This is a genomic window from Methylobacterium sp. E-065 (assembly GCF_022829605.1).
Classification (GTDB): domain Bacteria; phylum Pseudomonadota; class Alphaproteobacteria; order Rhizobiales; family Beijerinckiaceae; genus Methylobacterium.
Genome location: NZ_JAKSYD010000230.1, coordinates 1 through 19,823 on the forward strand (window position 1 = coordinate 1; position 19,823 = coordinate 19,823).

18 protein-coding genes and 1 pseudogene are annotated in these 19,823 nt (G+C 67.8%); 4 read left to right on the plus strand and 15 right to left on the minus strand.

The window, feature by feature from the left end; genetic code table 11:
- Positions 1–797: 797 nt before the first annotated feature.
- The 3 genes from MKK84_RS26265 to MKK84_RS26275 form a co-directional block, all read right to left on the minus strand.
- Positions 798–2,177 carry an HD-GYP domain-containing protein gene (locus MKK84_RS26265; protein ID WP_243924962.1) on the minus strand — a complete coding sequence of 460 codons (1,380 nt, stop codon included), beginning with the start codon at positions 2,175–2,177 and terminating at the stop codon, positions 798–800.
- A 341-nt stretch (positions 2,178–2,518) separates the two neighbouring features.
- Positions 2,519–2,956 (minus strand): DUF3429 domain-containing protein, encoded by a 438-nt coding sequence (locus MKK84_RS26270; protein ID WP_243924963.1) that lies wholly within the window; start codon positions 2,954–2,956, stop codon positions 2,519–2,521.
- A gap of 139 nt (positions 2,957–3,095) precedes the next feature.
- Complete coding sequence (locus tag MKK84_RS26275) at positions 3,096–6,428, minus strand: hypothetical protein (protein ID WP_243924964.1); 3,333 nt, start codon at positions 6,426–6,428, stop codon at positions 3,096–3,098.
- Between the two features lie 296 nt (positions 6,429–6,724).
- Here MKK84_RS26275 and MKK84_RS26280 point away from each other — a divergent pair, with 296 nt between their 5' ends.
- Complete coding sequence (locus tag MKK84_RS26280) at positions 6,725–8,512, plus strand: acyl-CoA dehydrogenase C-terminal domain-containing protein (protein ID WP_243924965.1); 1,788 nt, start codon at positions 6,725–6,727, stop codon at positions 8,510–8,512.
- A 125-nt stretch (positions 8,513–8,637) separates the two neighbouring features.
- Here MKK84_RS26280 and MKK84_RS26285 read toward each other — a convergent pair.
- The 5 genes and pseudogenes from MKK84_RS26285 to MKK84_RS26305 form a co-directional block, all read right to left on the minus strand.
- A pseudogene (locus MKK84_RS26285) lies at positions 8,638–8,913 on the minus strand (type II toxin-antitoxin system YafQ family toxin); the annotation flags it as partial.
- Between the two features lie 12 nt (positions 8,914–8,925).
- Positions 8,926–9,150 (minus strand): type II toxin-antitoxin system RelB/DinJ family antitoxin, encoded by a 225-nt coding sequence (locus tag MKK84_RS26290; protein WP_243924966.1) that lies wholly within the window; start codon positions 9,148–9,150, stop codon positions 8,926–8,928.
- A gap of 135 nt (positions 9,151–9,285) precedes the next feature.
- On the minus strand, positions 9,286–10,566 hold the full coding sequence (locus tag MKK84_RS26295) for an O-acetylhomoserine aminocarboxypropyltransferase (RefSeq protein WP_243924967.1): 1,281 nt from the start codon (positions 10,564–10,566) through the stop codon (positions 9,286–9,288).
- 106 nt (positions 10,567–10,672) lie between these two features.
- Complete coding sequence (locus MKK84_RS26300; RefSeq protein WP_243924968.1) at positions 10,673–10,888, minus strand: hypothetical protein; 216 nt, start codon at positions 10,886–10,888, stop codon at positions 10,673–10,675.
- Positions 10,889–10,917: 29 nt separating this feature from the next.
- Complete coding sequence (locus tag MKK84_RS26305; RefSeq protein WP_243924969.1) at positions 10,918–11,160, minus strand: hypothetical protein; 243 nt, start codon at positions 11,158–11,160, stop codon at positions 10,918–10,920.
- A gap of 184 nt (positions 11,161–11,344) precedes the next feature.
- On the opposite strand from MKK84_RS26305, the gene MKK84_RS26310 reads away from it, so the two are divergent.
- The 3 genes from MKK84_RS26310 to MKK84_RS26320 all read left to right on the plus strand — a co-directional run bounded on the left by MKK84_RS26310 (position 11,345) and on the right by MKK84_RS26320 (position 15,424).
- Positions 11,345–11,530: a hypothetical protein gene (locus tag MKK84_RS26310; RefSeq protein WP_243924970.1), complete on the plus strand. Its 186-nt coding sequence runs from the start codon at positions 11,345–11,347 to the stop codon at positions 11,528–11,530.
- Between the two features lie 398 nt (positions 11,531–11,928).
- Positions 11,929–13,758: an ATP-binding protein gene (locus tag MKK84_RS26315; protein ID WP_243924971.1), complete on the plus strand. Its 1,830-nt coding sequence runs from the start codon at positions 11,929–11,931 to the stop codon at positions 13,756–13,758.
- A 1-nt stretch (position 13,759) separates the two neighbouring features.
- Complete coding sequence (locus MKK84_RS26320; RefSeq protein ID WP_243924972.1) at positions 13,760–15,424, plus strand: putative bifunctional diguanylate cyclase/phosphodiesterase; 1,665 nt, start codon at positions 13,760–13,762, stop codon at positions 15,422–15,424.
- Positions 15,425–15,886: 462 nt separating this feature from the next.
- On the opposite strand, the gene MKK84_RS26325 is transcribed toward MKK84_RS26320, so the two are convergent.
- The 7 genes from MKK84_RS26325 to MKK84_RS26355 all read right to left on the minus strand — a co-directional run bounded on the left by MKK84_RS26325 (position 15,887) and on the right by MKK84_RS26355 (position 19,814).
- Complete coding sequence (locus MKK84_RS26325) at positions 15,887–16,333, minus strand: hypothetical protein (RefSeq protein WP_056250388.1); 447 nt, start codon at positions 16,331–16,333, stop codon at positions 15,887–15,889.
- Complete coding sequence (locus MKK84_RS26330; RefSeq protein ID WP_056250390.1) at positions 16,321–16,635, minus strand: PadR family transcriptional regulator; 315 nt, start codon at positions 16,633–16,635, stop codon at positions 16,321–16,323. The genes MKK84_RS26325 and MKK84_RS26330 overlap by 13 nt, the downstream gene beginning before the upstream one ends.
- Positions 16,636–16,723: 88 nt before the next feature.
- Positions 16,724–17,083 carry a hypothetical protein gene (locus tag MKK84_RS26335; protein ID WP_056250392.1) on the minus strand — a complete coding sequence of 120 codons (360 nt, stop codon included), beginning with the start codon at positions 17,081–17,083 and terminating at the stop codon, positions 16,724–16,726.
- A gap of 80 nt (positions 17,084–17,163) precedes the next feature.
- On the minus strand, positions 17,164–17,853 hold the full coding sequence (locus tag MKK84_RS26340) for a hypothetical protein (RefSeq protein ID WP_147842675.1): 690 nt from the start codon (positions 17,851–17,853) through the stop codon (positions 17,164–17,166).
- Between the two features lie 82 nt (positions 17,854–17,935).
- Positions 17,936–18,181: a hypothetical protein gene (locus MKK84_RS26345; RefSeq protein WP_147842676.1), complete on the minus strand. Its 246-nt coding sequence runs from the start codon at positions 18,179–18,181 to the stop codon at positions 17,936–17,938.
- Between the two features lie 73 nt (positions 18,182–18,254).
- Positions 18,255–18,593 (minus strand): hypothetical protein, encoded by a 339-nt coding sequence (locus tag MKK84_RS26350; RefSeq protein ID WP_056250399.1) that lies wholly within the window; start codon positions 18,591–18,593, stop codon positions 18,255–18,257.
- Between the two features lie 99 nt (positions 18,594–18,692).
- A complete protein-coding gene (locus MKK84_RS26355) occupies positions 18,693–19,814 on the minus strand; it encodes a tyrosine-type recombinase/integrase (RefSeq protein WP_243924973.1) in 1,122 nt (373 codons plus the stop codon).
- Positions 19,815–19,823 lie beyond the last annotated feature (9 nt).

Sequence of the window (19,823 nt, forward strand, 5' to 3'; positions counted from 1 at the left end):
CAATCGGCGTGAGGCTGATCGCGGGACGGGCGAGGTTGCGCGGCGTCTGAAACTGCGATCTGCTCTTGGATCCGCTGGGCATAGAGGTCTCGCGCCGCTTCCCATTCCGGGGCGAGAGCGATCAGGTTGGCGTCGCCGGAAAGACAACGACCGTCCCCACCACCCATCCGCACGCTGGGTCACGTAGGGCCGGAAGGCAGAGCGCGGAAAGAAGACGGGTGAGCATGCTTTGAGCGTCCTGTGCTTCTGGCAAGTGCCAAGCTTATACCAATCGACGGTGAGGCTGACTCACGGGGTATCGTTGCGGCTCTGGATCTGATTCGATTAGGCGAACCGGAGGGTTTGCGATGTCATCTGCGGTGCGGCTGCGGTAGGACTTCACGGCCGACGATCTGCGGCGGCACGCCAAGGTCAGCCGGGATGCGGGCCAGGGCCGTCGTCTCCTGGCTCTGGCTGAGATCTACGACGGCGGCAGCCGCACCGCAGATGACATGGCAAACCCTCCGGTTCACCTCATCGAATCAGATCCAGAGCCGCAACGATACCCCGTGAGTCAGCCTCACCGTCGATTGGTATAAGCTTGGCACTTGGCAGAAGCCCAGGACGCTCAAAGCATGCTCACCCGTCTTCTTTCCGCGCTCTGCCTTCAGGCCCTGCGTTCGCCAGCCTGCGGATGGGTGGTGCGGACGGTCGTTGTCTTGGCGTCGCGGGAGGCATCACCGCGCGGCAGGGCGGCGCGCGGCGGCGCTGGCGAGATGGCCCCAGTCCGGTAGCCGACAGGCCGGCCGGAGCGTGGTTCAGGCCGCGCGGGCGAGATCACCCTCGATGGCGGCGAGCGCCCGCTCCAGCGCTCCGAAGCAGGCGGGATCGAACGCCGCACCGAGGTCAGCGCGCATGATGCCAAGCGCCTTCTCCAGCGACATCGCTGCGCGGTAAGGCCGGTCTGCGGTCAGCGCGTCGAAGACATCGGCGACAGAAACGATGCGGGTCTCGGGTGCGATCGCGCCGCCGCTTATCCCGCGGGGATAGCCCCTGCCGTCCAGCCGCTCATGGTGACCACCACCGATGCTGGCCATTTCGTGGAAGACCGCGACCCGCGCCAGGATCGTCTCGGACAGAGATGCGTGGTTGCGCATATCGCGCCACTCCGCCTCGTCCAGCTTGCCGTTCTTGTCGAGGATCGCGTTCGAGACCCCGAGCTTGCCGACATCGTGGAGGAGCGCGGCCCGCTTGAGCCACCGGCGTCGTTCCGGCGGGTAACCGAGTTCGGCCGCGATCATGTCGGCGTAGACCGCGACGCGCTCGGAGTGGCCAGAGGTGAACGGACTCTTGGCATCGATGATTTGTGCGAAGGCACGGGCAATGTCGTCGAGGTAATCCTCGTCCACCACGATCGGGCTGGTCGGCGCCAAGGCGAACACCGCCGCCTCGACCTCGGCCGAGGCCAGGGTGTCCCAGAACCCGGGTTCGGAAGCGATTGCCTCGAAACAGGCGACGACCTGAGGATCGAACCATGTGCCCGAGCGCGCCCGCACCTCGGCGATCGCGGCCGCCGGGCCGGCTGCGGTGTGGAACACATCCACCACCTGGGCGAGAAGCGCCACGCGGGCGTAGAGCGGGATCGCGGAGCCGGCGAGACGGTCTGGCCGCCCGCTGCCGTTCCAATGTTCGTCAAGGGCGTGGATGGCTTCGCAGACGCTCGCCGGGAATCGAAGCTGACGGGCGATCTGCGCGCCGCGCTGGCAGCGGGTCTGGATGAGGTCGTCGGCGATCGTCCCGCCGTTCTGCAGGATGTTGAGCACGGCCCGGAAGCGTTCAGCGAGGCCTGCCTTCAGACCGGTGTGAGAAAACACGAAGCCGAGCACCTTGGGCAGGCTATCGCTCACCGTCTTGAAGTCACGCTTGAAGCTGAGATCATCGGAGAGATAAAGTTCACAGATGCGCGCGGCGTTGCTGGAACACCCGAGATCTTTCAACATCACCGTGTGATAGAGTTCCCAGAGCTGTAGGTCCGGCAGGCCCAGCTCTCGGCCGATGTGAAATCCAATCCACGTCGCGCGCACACAATGGCCGACGGGCTGCCCTTCCGTGAGATCGAGGGCATGGCTCAGGGCGCCAAGAACTTCCGAGAGCTGGATCGTCCTGGCTTCGACCGCGCTACCCGATACGATCCGCATCGTTTTGGTCCAGTCTTACGTCTTATAGGCTTCTACAGGGGCAGATAATACCAGCAGAGCCTCACCAAAACGTTGCGCCAAGTCCTGTCGTGTTCGTCTGAAACGCGCGCCACGACGCGGCTGCGTGGGCATTGGCCTTGGGCTTTCTTCGGAATAAGGCGTTCGACGCGGTCGATGCGTCCCGTCGTGGCTTGGCGTGATGCTCTATTGATGTCGGCTTTGATGCCTCGGCCACCTCGAGTAAGCCGGCAGAATACACCAGACACAGAGCGACGCCTGCACCGGCTGCCTGTTTTCAGGTCCGAGTAACCCGCGATCGACGCGGACCGCGACGCTGAGCCTCAGGCCGCAACCAGCAATGCCGCGCCGGCGACACCGGACAAGACCAGCCGCAGCCGCCCGAGCCAGAGCGGCACGAGGCCGCGGCGGTGCAGATCCTGGTCGATCAGGCCCCAGGCGAGCACGAGGACGCCGAGGATGCGCAGGTCCCAGGGTGCCGGCGCCGCCATCGCGGCCCAAGCCACCAGCGACGGGATGATCGCCACGAGATAATCGGCATTGCCGGCATTGCGCGCAGCGGCGGCGCCCCACCGGATGCCGCCGAGAAACGAGGCGATCACCGCCCCATAGGCCGACAGAATGGTGCGCGGCGCCAAACCGAGGCTGCTCAGGCCGCCGTCGCTGCCCGAGACCGCCAGGGCCGCAAATCCCAGGAACGGAATGAGACCCGCCACGCCGAGTACGACGGCGCCGATCGGGACGGTGTTCCGGCTCGCCATCCATCCTCCCAGCAGCGGCATGGGCTGGCGACCTACGCGTTCCAACCGCGGTCCGACGCCGCCCCGGTCGGAGCGTTCCTGCATCGCGGGAGCGCGGTCAAGCTCGGATTGTCCGAGGCCGCGCTCCGGCAAATCTGCGCTAGGACCGCTTCGGAGCAGCCGTCAACGCGACGGAACTGGGTGCAGGAGCGCCGAGCAGTGACATCGGGGCGGTGGCACTTGTTTTGGCGCTCGGCGGCTCGTTGACGGCCGCGTCAATCTTTCGCGGCTTGAACGATGCTGCGAGGGACTTCGCGCTGGCGAGTTCGGCGGTGCTCAGCTTGTTGGCCACGTCGTCGCGCTTCTTGGCCGCGTCCTCGTCGCCCTGGGAGGCGGCGGCGGCGAACCACGCGTAGGATTGCACCAGATCCTGCGTCAAGCCCATGCCGCGGGCGTACAGGACGCCAAGGTTGTACTGGCTGTCGCGGACACCATACTCGGCACCCTGACGGAACCAGGAGGCCGCGGAGGCGAAATCCGGCTTCCCGTTGGCGGCCGGGTTCTCGGCGAAGATCACCGCGAGATTGTGCATCGACCGGGCGTGGCCCTGTTCGGCGGCGCGGCCGTACCAGAGCTTGGCCTTGTCGAGGTCGCGGACCACGCCGGCGCCCTTCTCGTACTGGCCGGCGATCTTGTATTGCGCCGGCGCGTAGCCCGCCGCGGCCAGCTTCTCGAAGAGCTTGGCGGCCACCGCGAGGTCGCGGAGCATGCCGCGGCCATCGGCCTCCCGGGTGGCAAGATCCCAGACCGCCGAGCCGTCGCCTTCAAGGGCGGCCGTCTTCACTTTGGCGAGCCCCGGCGGCACGCCGCCGAGTTCAGCCTGCAGGGTGTTCATCCCCGAAACCTGCGGCAGGGTGGTTTTCGCGGCGGTCGCACGCGCCTCGGCGGGAACCGGGTTCGGAAGGGCCTGGGTGGTCGTCGGATCGGTCACGGGCGGCTTGGCTCCCGGAGCATCCTTCCAGGCTTCGGCTCCGGCCACCTTGGTGGCCTCCTTCGGGACGTCCTTCGACGCTTCCTTGACGACGGTGCCGGTCTCGGATCCTGCCGCGGCCTTCGCAGTGTCGCCGGCTGCCTCGCTGGCAACGGGGCCGGCCTGGCTCGCGGCGACGACCGGGCGGGGCTCGTCCGGGGCGCGCAGTTTGACCGCCTGAAGGGCTCCGAGCGCCAAGACGATCGCGGCGAGCCCGAGCAGCAGCGGCCGACGCCGACGGTCGATCTCGCTCCGCAACCGGCCGAGGCGGCCCGGCTCGCCCACCGCCTGCGCTGTCGCGAGCTTCGCGGCGCGGGTCTCCCGGCGGTCGATCGGCGCCTCGGCGGCCAGTTCCGCCTGCGCGGCCTGGGCGGCGCGGCGCGCGGCCGCGATGAAGCTGGTCTTGATATCGCTATCCGACCCGGGTTCGGCATTCAGCCTGACGCGGGCCGATTCGGTCGGCAAAGCCTTGGCCGACCGGCGGCTCGCCGAATCGCGGCCCCCGCGGGGCGCCCGGATCGGCCGCCCGCTACCCGGCTCGAGAAGGTCGTCGGCGATCAGCGGGGTCTCGGCCCCGGCCATCCGGACGGCCGGGTTCAGATCCGCGGCGGCAAGCGCCACCTCCGGGCTCGTCGAGGACATCAGGCGATCGTCGAGGGACGGAACCCGCGACTCCGCCGTCTCGGTGGGGCCGAGCCGGACGAGAAGGCGTTCGAGGGCCGTCTGGACACCTTCCAGTGTAGCACCCAGACGCGCGTCTGAAGCCGCCTGCCGCGCCTGCATGTCGGCGAGGCTCGCGCGCAGAAGGCCGATCTCGCCCGAATCCGCGGCGATTGCCGAACCGCTCAGGGTCTGCGCGACCGCGTTGCGGGCGGCGCGTTCGACCACGGCCTCGCTCGGGGCCGCGTCCCTGAGGGCGGCCACCTGTGCCAGCAGATCGCCCATCGTGCGCTCGAGCCCGGCCAGGGCCGGATCGCCGCCCTTGGGCGCATCCAGCCGGTCGGCCAGGGTCATGACCTGCTTCTCGAGGGCGTCGAGGCCCTCGTGCTCACCGGCTTCGTCCACCTTCTCGGCCAGCGTGTGGAGCATCGCCTGGATGGAGGCCATCTCGCTGGGCTCGGCATGAACGACCGCGCTGACCGGCTCCGCATGGTCCTGCAGCGCGCAGAGGTGATCGACCTTCTCGGCCAGCGTCTGGATCTGCTCGGCAAGCGCCGCGGGCGCGGCGATCTTCACGTCGCCGCGGATTTCTTCCAGCAGCGGGCGCAGATCCGGGCCGGCGCCGACGCGTTGCAGCTGCACCACCTGGGCACTGACGACCTGAAGGCTGTTCGCCAGGCTCTGGATCCGCTCCGGATCGGCCAGCGTGCTGATCAGCTGCCGGATCTCGTCGAGTTCCGTGAGCAGCCCGGCCAGCGTCTGACCCTCGGGGTCCGTCGGACCGGCCGCCGCGACATCGTCGAGACGCGCGGCCAAGCGGCGGACATCCTCCGCTACGCGGGCGTGGACATGTTCGGCAACCTCGTCGGCCAGGCGCTCGACCTGATGCCGGATCTCGGCGATCGGTGTCGCGATCGCGCTGAGATCGGTACCAACTTGGGCACGCTCCAGGCCGCTCGTCAGGGCGGCCACGGCCTGTTCCAAAGCACCGAGATCGCGGCTCGTGGCCAGCCGATCGATGGCTTGGCGCAGGCGGAGGGTTTCAACCTGAAGCTCCGCGAGGGCGACCGACGTCGCGGCGGCGTCCTCGGTGCGCGCCTCCAGGCGCCGGGCCAGATCCTGGCGCATGCTTGCGACCACACCGCCATCGGCGGCCAGCGGCGCGGCGTCGCCGGCAGGCTCCTGCGACAGCTCCCGCTGGCGCTGGCGGATGTCGAGGACTGCGCTGCGGATATCGGCGGGCGCCGGGCGCGCACGCCGGCCGGGCTGGCGCGTGGCGACCTGCTCGCCGAGCAGCGACATGCGGCGCTCGATATCCCCGAGCCGCTCGGTGACCTGCTGGACCGGGGCGGCCTGCAGGGCGCGCTCGATTCTGGCTTCGATCTCGGCCAGGCGCTGCGCCTCGGCGATCTGTGCTTCGCGCCGGTCCGCATCCAGGGTCCGGTCGAGGCCGTCGAGACGGTTCATCAGAGCGGCAAAGCCCTCGCCGTAGGTCTCGGCGATGGGTGCCGGACGCTCGGGCGGTCGCGACTCGGTCGGAAGATCCCTCTGGCGGGCGCCGATCTGGTCGATGCCTGTTTCGGTGCGGACCGCAGCCTCCGGCCGGTTGACGGGCCGATCGAGCTGCTCGGCGCGGAAGCGGCGACGCTGATTGCGGTTGCCGGACAGACCGGGCTGCGGTTGCGGAACGACCGAGGCGATCCAGGTCTCGAGCGGGACACCCGCCCGGGCGGCGACGTCGCGGGCGGCGTCGAGCACCTCGGGATCGAAACTGTCGAGCTGCGGCATCGCGGTGCGGGTCATCGGGGGCCTGTGGTCGGCAGCGTTCGTGGTCCAGCCCGTTGCGCGGCAGTTCCCCAAATGGGTATCCGCGGATCACGCCCCGGGTCGTTCGAGTGTGATCATTAACTTTCTTGGTAAACACGAGGTTAAGGGTGTTCTGAGCCGGTAATCATCGCGGCGTTCAAGACGCCGCAGGTCGTGACGCGTGTCACCACGTGGCAGGACTGAGCCGTTGCTCCCGCGGTGGCCGGGCGGTTACATGCGCTGCTGAAAGCGGATCGCGCCGAGAGATCCGCGCAGACGGGGGAAGCCTCACGATGCCGCAGTACCGTGCTCCGGTCGACGATACGCTGTTCCTGCTCTCCGACGTGCTGGGCTTCCACGCGCGGGCCAATCTGGCGGGCTTCGCCGACGCATCGCCCGATGTCGTCGAAGCGGTCCTGCGCGAAGGTGGCAAGCTCGCCGAGGAGGTGCTTGCGCCGCTCAACCGGACGGGCGATCTCGAGGGCTGCCGCCGGGAGGCCGATGGCCGCGTGCGCACGCCGACCGGCTTCAAGGCGGCCTACGACACCTATGCAAGCGGCGGCTGGATGGGCCTCTCCGTCCCCGAAGCGTTCGGCGGCCAGGGGCTGCCGCACACGCTCAACACGGCAATCCAGGAGTTCGCTTCGGGCGCGAATCTGGCGTTCGGCATGTATCCGGGCCTGACGCAGGGCGCGATGGCAGCCCTGCTGGTGCACGGCACCGACGAACAGAAGGCAACGTACCTGCCCAAGATGGTCGAGGGCGCCTGGACCGGCACCATGAACCTGACCGAGCCGCATTGCGGCACGGATCTCGGCCTCCTGAAGACCAAGGCGGTGCCGAACGGTGACGGCTCCTACAGCCTCACCGGCACCAAGATCTTCATCTCGGCCGGCGAGCATGACCTGGCCGAGAACATCATCCACCTCGTCATCGCGCGAATCGAAGGCGCGCCCGCTGGCACCAAGGGCATCTCGCTGTTCGTGGTGCCGAAGTTCATCGTGAAGGCCGATGGATCGCTCGGCGCCCGCAACGGCGTGTCCTGCGGCTCCCTGGAGCACAAGATGGGCATCCACGGGAACGCCACCTGCGTCATGAACTACGACGGCGCGACCGGCTGGCTCGTCGGCCAGGAGAATCGCGGCCTCAACGCCATGTTCGTGATGATGAACGAGGCGCGGCTCGCCGTGGGCGTTCAGGGCCTCGGGCAGTCCGAGGTCGCCTACCAGAATGCCGCCGCCTACGCGCGGGACCGGCTCCAGGGCCGCGCGCTGACCGGCGCCAAGGCGCCCGAGAAGGCCGCCGATCCGATCATCGTGCACCCGGACGTGCGCCGGACCCTGCTGCAGATCCGTGCCTTCAACGAGGCGGCGCGCGCCCTGATGCTCTGGACCGCGCTCCAGGCCGACATCCTGCACCGCTCGGAGGATGCCCAGGAGCGGCAGGCGGCCGACGACTACCTCGGCCTGATGACCCCGGTGGTGAAGGGCGTCTTCACCGATCGCGGCTTCGCCAACGCCGTCGAGGCCCAGCAGCTGTTGGGCGGGCACGGCTACATCGAGGAATGGGGCATGTCGCAGTTCGTGCGCGATGCCCGCATCGCCATGATCTACGAGGGCGCCAACGGCATCCAGGCCATGGACCTGATCGGCCGCAAGCTGCCGAAGGACGGCGGCCGGGCGATGATGGCCTTCCTGGGCGAGGTCCAGGCCTTCGTGAAGGATCACGGCGAGGACCCCGCCATGGCGCCGTTCGTCAAGCCGCTCCAGGCCGGGCTGAACGATCTCCAGGGTGCCGTGATGTGGCTGATGCAGAACGCGTTCAGCAAGCCCGACAATGCCGGCGCCGGCGCGACCGACTTCATGCACCTCTTCGGGCTGGTTGCGCTCGGCTACATGTGGGGCCGGATCGCCAAGGCCGCGCTGATCAAGCAGGAAGTGGCGCCCTCCCCGCGCTGGGAATCGAAGCTCACGGGCGGAAGGTTCTTCATGGAGCGGATGCTGCCGGAGACGAGCCTGCGGCTGACGCGGATCAAGGCCGGCGCGGAGAGCACCATGGCGTTGGAGGCGGAGGCGTTCTGACGTTGACGTGCAGGCAATCGACAACGGCCTCGTTCCGGCTGCTGCATCCGGAACGAGGCACGCGTCGCGATTGGTGTCGCGATCGGTCCGGTCGTCGGTGTCGATGCGCCGACCACGCATATTAGACCGAGTTCGGCGTGCGATCCGAGGCGGACCAGCTGGATCGTCGCGGTATCGGCAAGACGGTAGATCAGAACGAGATCCGGCCTGATGTGGCAGTCCCGATGGTCATGCCAATCTCCGATCAGGGCATGGTCCCGGTGCCGCACTTCGAGGGGCAGGTCGCACGCCAAGCGTTCCAAAACGGCCGCGAGGTCGCCGGATAGCGTTGCGCGGTGGCGCCCCTTCAGCTCTCGTTTGACATCGCGCTTGAACTGGCCGGTGTGCTCAATCGTACGCATCGAGGGCGGCCATCAGCGAGGCCACGTCGTCGAAACGCGGCAGCCCCCCCCTCGCCGTGCTTCACGCATCGCGGCGATTGTCGTTTCATTCGGCGCGAGTGGTTCGAACGGCAGCGCCTTCTCGCGGGCGACCCGCGTCAGCAGCAGCCGTACGGCATCGGACACCGTGAGACCCAGGCCGGCCAGAACGACGGCAGCCTCTTCCTGCGTGACGGGATCAAGGTCGGTCTCGATCACGGCTTCGGCATCGTGACAGCCTCCGGACGCGTAGCCCACTATAACGCTGCGATTGCCCGGAAACCATAAGACCGAGGCGGCATGTCTCCGCAGCCGCGCGTCCGGCAGGCCCGTTCACAGGATTCGATGGCGTGCTCAGGCTGTGAGCGCCCCGTCCAGATCCTCGATGAGATCCGCCGGATCCTCCAGGCCGATCGACAGCCGCACAACATCCGGCCCCGCCCCCGCGGCGGTCTTCTGCGCGTCGGTGAGCTGGCGGTGTGTCGTCGAGGCCGGGTGGATGATCAGCGAGCGCGTGTCGCCGATATTGGCCAGGTGCGAGAACAGCTGGAGGTTGGAGACGAGCTTCACGCCCGCCTCGTAGCCGCCCTTCAGGCCGAAGGTGAAGACCGCGCCGGCGCCGTTCGGCGTGTAGCGCTTGGCCAGTTGGTGGTAGCGGTCGGTCTCCAGGCCCGGGTAGCTCACCCACGACACCGCCGGGTGCTGGACCAGGTGCTTGGCAACCGTCAGGGCGTTGTCGGAATGGCGCTGCATCCGCAGCGGCAGCGTCTCGATGCCGTTGAGGATCAGGAAGGCGTTGAAGGGCGACAGCGCTGGCCCGAGGTCGCGCAGGCCCAGCACCCGGCAGGCGATCGCGAAGCCGAAATTGCCGAACGTCTCGGCGAGCACCATCCCGGAATATTCCGGCCGCGGCTCGCTCATCATCGGGTAGCGGGCATCCCCGGCCCATTGGAACGTGCCGCCGTCGACGATCAGGCCGCCGATCGAATTGCCGTGGCCGCCGAGGAATTTGGTGGCCGAATGAACGATGATGTCGGCCCCGTGCTCGAAGGGCCGGATCAGGTACGGCGTCGCCATGGTGTTGTCGACGACGAGCGGGATGTTGTGCTTCTTGGCGATCTGCGACAGCGCCGCGATGTCGGTGATGACGCCGCCCGGATTGGCGATCGACTCGCCGAAGATCGCCTTGGTGCGCGGCGTGATGGCCGCCTCGAACGAGGCCGGATCGTCGTTCTCGGCCCAGGCCACCGACCAACCGAAGTTCTTGTACGAGTGATTGAACTGATTGATCGAGCCGCCGTAGAGCTTGTTCGAAGCCACGAACTCGTCGCCCGGCTGCATCAAGGCGTGCATGGTCAGGAACTCGGCCGCGTGACCAGACGCGACAGCGAGGGCCGCCGTCCCGCCTTCGAGGGCGGCGATACGCTCCTCCAGCACGGCGTTGGTCGGGTTGGTGATCCGCGTGTAGATGTTGCCGAACGCCTGAAGACCGAACAGCGAGGCGGCGTGATCGACGTCGTCGAACACGAAGCTCGTGGTCTGATAGATCGGCGTTGCCCGCGCGCCCGTGGCGGCGTCGGGTGCGGCGCCCGCGTGGATCGCCAGCGTGTTGAAGCCGGGCAGGCGGTCGGTCATCGTCGTGTCTCCTCCAGGCAGGCGAGCCTCTACGCCCGTGCAGGAGCAGGGCGCAAGAGATCACGCAATGGGGTATCGGCCGGGTGTTGGCCCCAGCTTCGAACGGCTACGCGTCCGGTGACGGGCCGATATCGACGTGCGGCTGGCCGGCCTCCACGAGGGCGCGGTCCACGGCCTCGATGGCCACGAGGGTCCGGGTCAGGTCCTCGGACATGGAGATCGGCGCCACGTCGAGGCCGCCGATCCTGCGGGCGATGGCGTTCCGCTGACGTGCCAGCGACGCGCGGGCACGATTGAGATCCTGTACTTCGTCGGCGGTCATCCGCACTTCCTTTCCGAAACTCGTGCCGGTCAATCCCCAGGCGTCCAGTCGATATCAGGCCGCTGCGCCAGCATGCGATCGAGATAATCGGCCACCGCCTGGGCTCCGTCGGTGTGCATCATCGCGACGGGATGGGCGAGATAGGCGCGGGCCAGATCCAGAGGGATCTTGTCGGACTGGAGGGCGCTCAGAACCTCGTCGATGAAGGCGTCGTTGGCCTCGTTGAAGTCGTTCGAGAGCTTCTTTCGATCATTCAAGGCTTTGATCGCCATGCCGTGCTCTTGCTCCTTCACTGGGGGCAGGTTGGCCCTCCCGACCGTTCGAACGGGATAGGGCATCGTGCGTTCCGTTGACAGGACGCCGCCCGCCGGGGACGCGACGCGGTGCATCTCGGTAACCGTGCATATCGTGTTTTTGGAGCGGAAGCGTCGCCGGGCGCGTTAACGCAGCATGTCGATGCCTGCTTCACAGACCCACACCGTTGAAATCGTACCCTGCTCGGAGGGCTACCGCTGGGTCATCCGCACGCGGGGCGGCGCCGTCGTGGAAGCCTCGCCCTACGCTTTCGTGACCTCGAACGGTGCGCGCATCTCGGGCGAGTGCTGGAAGCGCGAGCATTTCAACGACGCCTCGGGCGATTAGACCACTTTTGCCCCAGGAAGATTGAGAACGGCGGCATACCGAAGGGGCCCCCGCCCGGTGCGGCGTGATCGAGCACAGGCCCTCGCTTTCAAGCATTGCCCTCGATCCGCGACAGTCGACCGCGCTGCTGGTGCAGCCGCGGCTTTGCTTGCTGGACCCTGCGAGCCAACGACTCAATCCCTGCGTGTATTTTACTGCGGAAGATGCACCCAGTGTATGCAGCCCCTCCGACGCGCTTTGCCATGCACACCCATACTAGTATTATATCATACAGGCCGCTGTGTATTAGCGGAAGGATTGATTAATCATCGATCCACTGTATCGCCGTCTTTGTCTGATTCTTAATCGGCCGATCCCACCATAGCGTCACGTTTGATTGGCAGGTTCGGGCACACGCAATGGTGAACGGTGACGGCATGGACCGGGACGAGGTTCCGGCGGCGCAGATGGGTTCGGTTACGTCGATCGAGGGTTCGAAGGTTCATCTCGAACTCGCCGGACAGAACGGCCGGCCGCACGTGCGGGCAACCGTCGGCAATTTCGTCCGGATCGAGGCTGGCGCCGCACTCCTGATCGGGATCATCACGACACTCTCGTCGGGCGGTGATCGGTCCGGACAGCGGGGCGCCTATGCGAGCATCGATCTCCTCGGGGAGATCCTGTCGGATAACGGGACCAAGCGGTTTCGCCGGGGCGTGACCTGCTACCCCGCCATCGGGGATGCGGTCGACCTGCTCGCTGCGGGAGATCTGCGGATCCTCTATCAGGTTTCATCGGCGAACATGGCCCCGGTGGGGGCGCTGTATCAGGATCCGGACACGCCGGCCTGCATCAAGGTCGAGGATCTACTCACGAAACACTTCGCGGTGCTCGGCACCACCGGTGTCGGCAAGTCGAGCGGCGTTGCCGTCATCCTCGACCAGGTGATGCGGTCCCAGCAGGCGGTGCGCATCTTCCTGCTGGACGTTCACAACGAATACGCGGCCTGCTTCGAAGAGCATGCGAGCGTCATCAGCCCGCGCAATCTCAAGCTGCCCTTCTGGCTGTTCAATCTCGAGGAGATCGCCGACGTCATCTACGGTGGCCGCTCACCGATCGATGAGGAGATCGAGATCCTGGCGGAAGTCATCCCGCTGGCGAAGAGCAAGTACGCGCAGTACAAGGAGGCCAGCGACAGGCAGATCGTCAAGCGTACCATCGGCAAGAGCTCCGGCTACACCGTCGATACGCCGGTCCCTTACATGCTTCAGGATCTGATCGCCCTGATCGACGAGCGGATGGGGCGCCTGGAGAACCGCGTCGGGCGGATGCACTACCACCGCCTGATCACGCGCATCGAGGCGATCCGCAACGATCCGCGCTACGGCTTCATGTTCGAGAACGCCAATGTCGGTGGCGACATGATGGGCGAGATCCTGGCACACCTGTTCCGGCTCGATCCGGACGGGCGCCCGATGACGATCATGCAGCTCGCCGGGCTCCCCATGGAGGTGGTCGACGCCGTCGTCTGCGTCCTGTGCCGTCTGGCCTTCGAGTTCGGGATCTGGAGCGAGGGCGCGATCCCGCTGCTGTTCGTGTGCGAGGAGGCTCACCGCTACGCGTCCGCCGACCGTTCCATCGGCTTCACCCCGACTCGCCGCGCCCTGTCGCGGATCGCCCGCGAGGGCCGCAAGCACGGCGTGTATCTGGGACTCGTCACCCAACGGCCGGCGGAACTCGATCCGACGATCATGTCCCAGTGCAGCACGCTCTTCGCCATGCGGATGACCAACGATCGCGACCAGGCTTTCCTGGCCGCGGCGGTCTCCGATGCGGTGAACCTGCTCACCTTCGTGCCGTCGCTCGGGACCGGCGAGGTGATCGCCTTCGGCGAGGGCGTGCCGATGCCGGTGCGGATGAAGTTCGCCGCCCTGCCCCCGGAGCGCCAGCCGCGCAACGACATGAGCGGGCGGGCTTCCGACCACGGCGACGCGATCGCCGGCGCGGCCTTCGTGGGCGCGGTGGTCGAACGCTGGCGGGGTGCCACCATGAGCAAGGCCAGCGGGCTCGATTCAGCGGACCAATCCGCAAGCCCGCGCCTCGCCCGGGAACCGAGTGCCGAGGGCAGCAACGGCGCCGCGCTCGACCAAGTGCACCGTCGCCTGCTCCGTCGTCCCCTCGAAGGCGCGGATGCCGCAGCCGCCGAGTCGGGCCTGCGCGCGCCCAAGACGCTCTGGCAGCAGGGCTGACGTGAGCACGTCCGCGCCCCGACATCGCCAGAGCCTGCTGGAAGCCGCCATCCAGGCGCTTCCGGTCGGCGTCGTGGTCCACGACGAGCGAGGGCTCTGCATCCTGGCCAACGACGCCGCCCGTGCTCTGGGATCGCGGGCGATCGACGACCTCTCGGCCAGCGCCTTCGACAGCCCCGACGCCGCGATCATCGCGGAGATCGGCGATTTCGTCGTCGAGGCGCAGGCGCAGGCGGTCGCCACCGAGGCGGATACCTACACGCTCACCACCCTCACGGATGTCACGCACCATCACGACATGCAGCGCGATCTCATCGCGCGGGCCTTCATCGACGCGCTGACCGGACTGCCCAACCGGACGATGTTCGAGCAGAGCATCGAGGAACTCATCGTCGGAGCCGGCCCGGACGACCGCTTCGCCCTGGCCTTCATCGATCTCGACAACTTCAAGCACATCAACGACTATTACAGCCACGCCGCGGGCGACGCCCTCTTGCGCAAGGTGGCTGACCGCATCCGCGGTACGCTGCGCCCGAGCGACATGCTCGCCCGGATCGGCGGCGACGAGTTCGTGTTGCTGCTCAGCCCGGTGGCCGATCGGGACGCCACCCTGGCTTCGGTGCTCGATATCTCGGACCGCCTGAAGCAGCCGTTCTTCATCGACGACCACGAGATCTTCGCCTCGGCGTCGATGGGACTGAGCCTGTTTCCGGAACACGGCACGACCTACGAGATCCTGCGCCGGCAGGCCGACAATGCGATGTATCGGGTGAAGGGTGGGGTGAAGGGCGGCGTCAGCGTCTTCGAGGAGACGATGAGCCACGCCGCCACGGCCCGCATGGCCGTGGAGCAGCGCCTGCGGCTCGCGATCCGCGACCGGTGCTTCTGCTGCGCCTTCCAGCCGAAGGTCGACATGCGGACGCACGCGGTGATGGGCGTCGAGGTTCTGCTGCGCTGGCGGGACGAGCTTGGGATGATCCAGGCTCCCGGCGACTTCATCGAGCTGGCGATCGAACTCGGTCTCATCAACGAGATCACCCTGCAGGTCCTGACCGAGACCGTGCAGACCATGCCGGACATCGACGAGGTGTTCGGGCCGGATGTCACGGTGAGCCTCAACATCGCCGCCAAGCAGGCCTGCGACGTGCCGTTCATGTCGGCTTTCTGCGACGCGCTCGGGGCGACGGGCATGGCCCGGCGCTTCGTGCTGGAACTGACCGAGGAGGCCTTCTTCACCAAGGGCAGCTTTCAGCGCGAGGTTCTTCCGCGCATCCGCGCCATCGGCGCCCGGGTGTCGATCGACGATTTCGGCGTGGGCTATTCCTCGCTCGCGGCGCTGGCGGAAATCACCGCGGATGAACTGAAGATCGACCGGTCCTTCATCACCGATATCGACAAGCGGCCCCGCAGCCAGATCGTCCTGAAGGCGATCGAATCGCTCGGGATGGCCCTCGGCATGTCGGTGGTCGCCGAGGGCGTCGAGACCTTCGAGGAGGTCGCCTACCTGCTGGGCGCCACGCAGATCCGCTGTGCGCAGGGCTATTATTACGCCAAGCCTCAGTTGATCGAGCAGATCCGGCAGGGGGAACAGCGGATGTCGGTGCCGCGTACCTCCCAGAGCCGCGGCTCGGATTTCCGCTCGCCGAGCCTGTTGCGGCGGGCCTGACGGGTGTGATGCGGCGGGACGACCGGTTGCTGCCGGTCGTCCCGAGAGCGCGTCCGGTCGGATGGCCGTCGGAACCGGCCGTTCTAGCCTCGGCCGACTGCCGGCCTGAGCGGTCGGGGCCATCGCGCGGCGCAGTCGCGGCCACGTGCCGAACCCGTGCACCGCTGCGCGCCGCCTCAAGAGGCGCGTCGGTCATCGCTTCCTGGACGACCAGAAACGACAAAGGCAGCACGGAGGCGGCCTTGTGAACGCACGTATGGTTGGAAAACTGGAGCGGGCGAAGGGATTCGAACCCTCGACCCCAACCTTGGCAAGGCTCTCACCCCGCCGCAACTTTCCTAGGGACCGGCGTCCGGCCCGTCAATTCCCATGCAACGCCGTTCGATTGGATCGAGCGCCATGCACGGCCATGCGGGCCGGATTTCGTAATTGCGGGGCCATTCCGGGACCCCGCTCCGGGCGTCAGATATACACGTACCGCCCATCCTTCAGACGCATCCGGATCCCCAGGACGACGACGAAGGCTCCCGGCAGGATCTGGAACAGGTAGCTCACCAGGTACAGCCAGGGCGCGCCGGCCATCGCGGACATGATCGCCTCCGCGGTGGATCCGACCAGCATGAGGCCGGAGCCGAGGATGAGCGCGTCGAGGCTGTAAGCCCGCTTTGGCTGCGGCTCGGTCCTCAGGATCCCGCCGACGCTCCACCAGCAGCCGAGAGCATGCCGGAGCTGATCGAGCTTGGTGTCGCAGTCGGCGAGGTGCGATGACCACTCCTCGGCGTAGGACTCCCGCTTGCCCTCCGGCAGCCGGGCGGCCGCCTTGCGGATGAGGAAGCGGGCGAGCCTCGGGCAGCGGTCGTAGAGGTCCGCGCCCAGGATGTTCATGAGCAGCCCGATCAGGAGTTCCATGCGAGGGCTCCTTCCGGCGCGACCTGGTACTCGGCGAACGCGGCACGGGCCCGGGCGCGCCCTGCCATCGTCAGCGTGTAGAACCGTCGCCTCGGCCTCCCGGCCTCGCTCGGTTCCACCTCCTCCCACTTCCCCTCGACCCAGCCGGCGGTCTCCAGCCGGGCGAGCATGGGGTACATCGTCCCCGACCCGATGCGGGCGGACTTGCTGATCTCCGCGCCCGACCTCCCCTCAAGGGGAGCCGAGAGCAGGAACTTGAGCGCGCGCAGGGTCGTGTCGGAGAGCCGGACGTCCTCAGCCATGGTGTACCTCGAAAGTCGACATAGCCCCCTATATCGACTTTCGACTACGCTTGTCTAGTCCCTGGTCCTTCCGACGCAGGGCCCGCCCTCAGGCCAGTGTCGCGAGGTCGGCTTTGTCCTCCTCCGGCGCCGCCGGGGCCCACTCCATCCGGATCTCGGCCGCGCGGCGTTCCAGGTCCTCGGCCGCTCGGATCGCGAGACGCCGAGTGGGCTCGAACAGGGCATCGGGCACGGGGCGGGAGCCCGAAATCCACTGCGACACCTGCGCCTGGGTGATGCGCCGGCCCGCAACTTCCGAGAGCGCCGTCGCGAAGAAGCTCTGCCAGCGCGGCCCGAAGGCTCGCTCGCCGAGGCTGATGACGCCCCGTCGGATGAGGATTTGAGCCTCGGTCAAACCCGAGAGGTCGACCTTGGCCTCGCGGATCGGCTTGGGGAAATCGAAGGACACGGTGCGGGCTCCTGCGCAGGACGGGCGTTTCAATTCTACACCGGCCGCCCCGTGATGGGGGGCCGGTGGAGGTGCAGGCTTCAGGCGGCCTCGACTTCGAGGAGGTTTTTGATCCCCCGGCGGATGCGCTCGGCGCCCTCGTGCAGGCCCTGGTCGTTGCCGGCCTTCCAGCCGAGGATCGCCATCTCGACCTCGCGGCGCGTGACGTCTCCGGGGAGCGAGAGGATCGGCCTGCCACCCACGCGGACTTGGATGCTCATGCCTCCCGGCGCGCCCCACGCCCACCACCCCTGACCGCGGACGTCGTACCCGGGGAACTGGCCGATGCGATCGCACGCGACCTCCTCAAGATGGCGCACCTGCAGGTTTCGCAGAGTCGCAATCAAGTGCTCGCGTGCCTCCCAGCGGTCGTGGCCGGCGCGTCCGTGGCCGGTCATCCGAGCTACCTCTCCGACGAAGGTCCTGGCGGCGTAGACGGCCCTCTCAGCGGCCGTCCACTCGTCGTCCTCGGTCGACTGGCGCAGCGTCGGTGCCGCGGCGGCGTGCGGCTCCAGGGCGGCGGCGACGGTAGCGTGGTCGTCGGAGGTGCAGAAGTCGAACGTGAGGATCGCGGCAACGGCGGGGTGCTCCGGGAAGGCGCGTTTGGCGGCGGCCCGACCCTCGGCGTCGATCGTGCCGAGGGCGCCGAACATGGCGTAGACGGTCGCGTCCTCGTCCCGGGACGGGGACGCGGCGAGCACGGCCTCGATGGCGGGGATGGCAGCTTTCATGGGTGTGGTCCTTCCGGAAGGGCTGGGTTCGGTCCTGAGGCCCGGGATCGGGAGGTCTCTCACCCCTCCCGAGGGGCGGGCCTCAGTCGCCGGAGAGGCGGCGCTCGGCGCGCTTGCGCAGCACGGAGGCCTCGATCGTGCGGGCCGTCGGGCCGGTGCGCACGTGCACGGTCGCCTCGCGCTCGAAGTCCCGCTCGCCCTCGTAGCGGCGGTAGACGCCGACCCGGACGATCCAATTGCCGTCGAACCTGAACTCGCCCTCGGTCGTCAGGCGCAGGCCGTCGTCGAAGTCCACGCCGTCGTTGTCGAAGTCCACCATCCTGGCCATGTCCGGATCCTCTGTGCTGGGGGTAGGGTTCTCGCCTGAGGCCGGGGGGCGATCCCCCGGCCGGTCCGCGCCCTCAGTCGGCGCAGACCTGGGAGTCCTCCCAGATCTCGGCCTGGAGCTCGGCGTTCATGACGCCATGGCCGTCCTCGGCGCCGCCGGCGACGACGATGTCGCGGTACGTGCGGCCGTTGATCCTGTGCTCATTGCCCCAGCAGAGGACCGAGCCGTCGCCCAGCACCGCGATCGCATCGGAGCCGAGGTCGTCGAGGTCGACCGTGGCGGTCTCGGTGGGGGCGGAGAGGGCCGCGATCTCGGCGAGCGCGGTGTCGAGGTCGGACTGGGTGATGATTTCGTTCAGGGCGTGCTCGACGGCCTGGTTGTGGGCGACGTTGGCGGCGGTGAGTTTGGACATCGGTGCGGTTCCCTCGGGGAGACCGTCTCCCCGTTGCTTGTAAATATACAAGCAACGGGGCCGAAAGCAAGGGGTGCTTGTAAAAAATAAAGCTCCGCGTCAGGCCGCCGCAGCCGCCTTCTGGTAGGCGCTCGACGTGTGGCCGTAGACCTTGAGGACCATGGCCAGCGACATGCCGAGGTACTCGCTCACCTCCACCGGAGGCACGCCGGCGCGGAGCATGATCGTTGCCCTGGAGTGCCGGAGGATGTGCGGCGTCGGCCAACCCATCTCGTCGGCGTCGCCCTCGGCCTCCTCCGAGAGGTAGCCCTCCTCCTCCTCGGGCAGGTCGGCGGCGAGGCCGGCCGACAGGTCGGTGACGCGGTGCGTCCCGTCGATGTCGCGCCGGTCCAGGCAGGCCCGGATCGCGGCCATCCTGAACCCCTTGCTGACCCGCTTCACGGCGGCACCGTTCCGATGGACGACGCGCGACACGCCGGCCGCCAGGTCCTCCTCGCGCCACTCCTTGAGGAGCGGGAGCAGGCGATCGTGGATCCGGCACGGGGGCTGCCTCTTGCGGGATGCCGGCGCCTCGGGGCCCTCGCGGAACATCGTCACCGTCGGGAAGTCCACGTACCCGGCGACCTTGTGCTTGCGCCAGCGCAGGTCGAGGACGGCCGCGCTCCGGGTGCCCGAGTAGAACGCGATCTGGAGGAACCGCACCAGCTGGTCGCCGGGCTCGTGGCGCAGGCCCTCGATCGGCTGCCAGTACGGCTCGCGCGTGGCGATGTCTGAGGAGAACCAGCGGAACCCGGAGGCCGCCTTCAGGAGGCGCTCGAACTCCGATTCGGTCAGCCAGTCCGGATGGCCCTTCGAGGCCTTGGGCAGTTCGAGCACCGGAACCGACGAGAGGTTGTACTCCCGATGCCAGGCGTTGATGGCGGCCGACAGGGTCCCGAGCTCGCGCCGGGCCGTCGACGTCGAGATCGGCTTCGAGATCTTCCAGCCGGGCTTCGTGTAGCGCTCGCTCGTCCGCTTCTCGACGTAGTCGCGGCACGTCGATCCACGGATCTGCGCCAGCGTCAGGCCCCTCAGGATGCGAAGTAGGTGGACGATGTGCTGGCCGACCAAGGCGGCATTCTTCGTGCCCTCCATGCGGGCGCCGTAGAACGTCAAGCAAGCGGCGACGGACACCAGGCGGGGGTTGGAATTCGCCGGGTCGTCGTGATCCGGCGAGGCCATGAGCCGCTC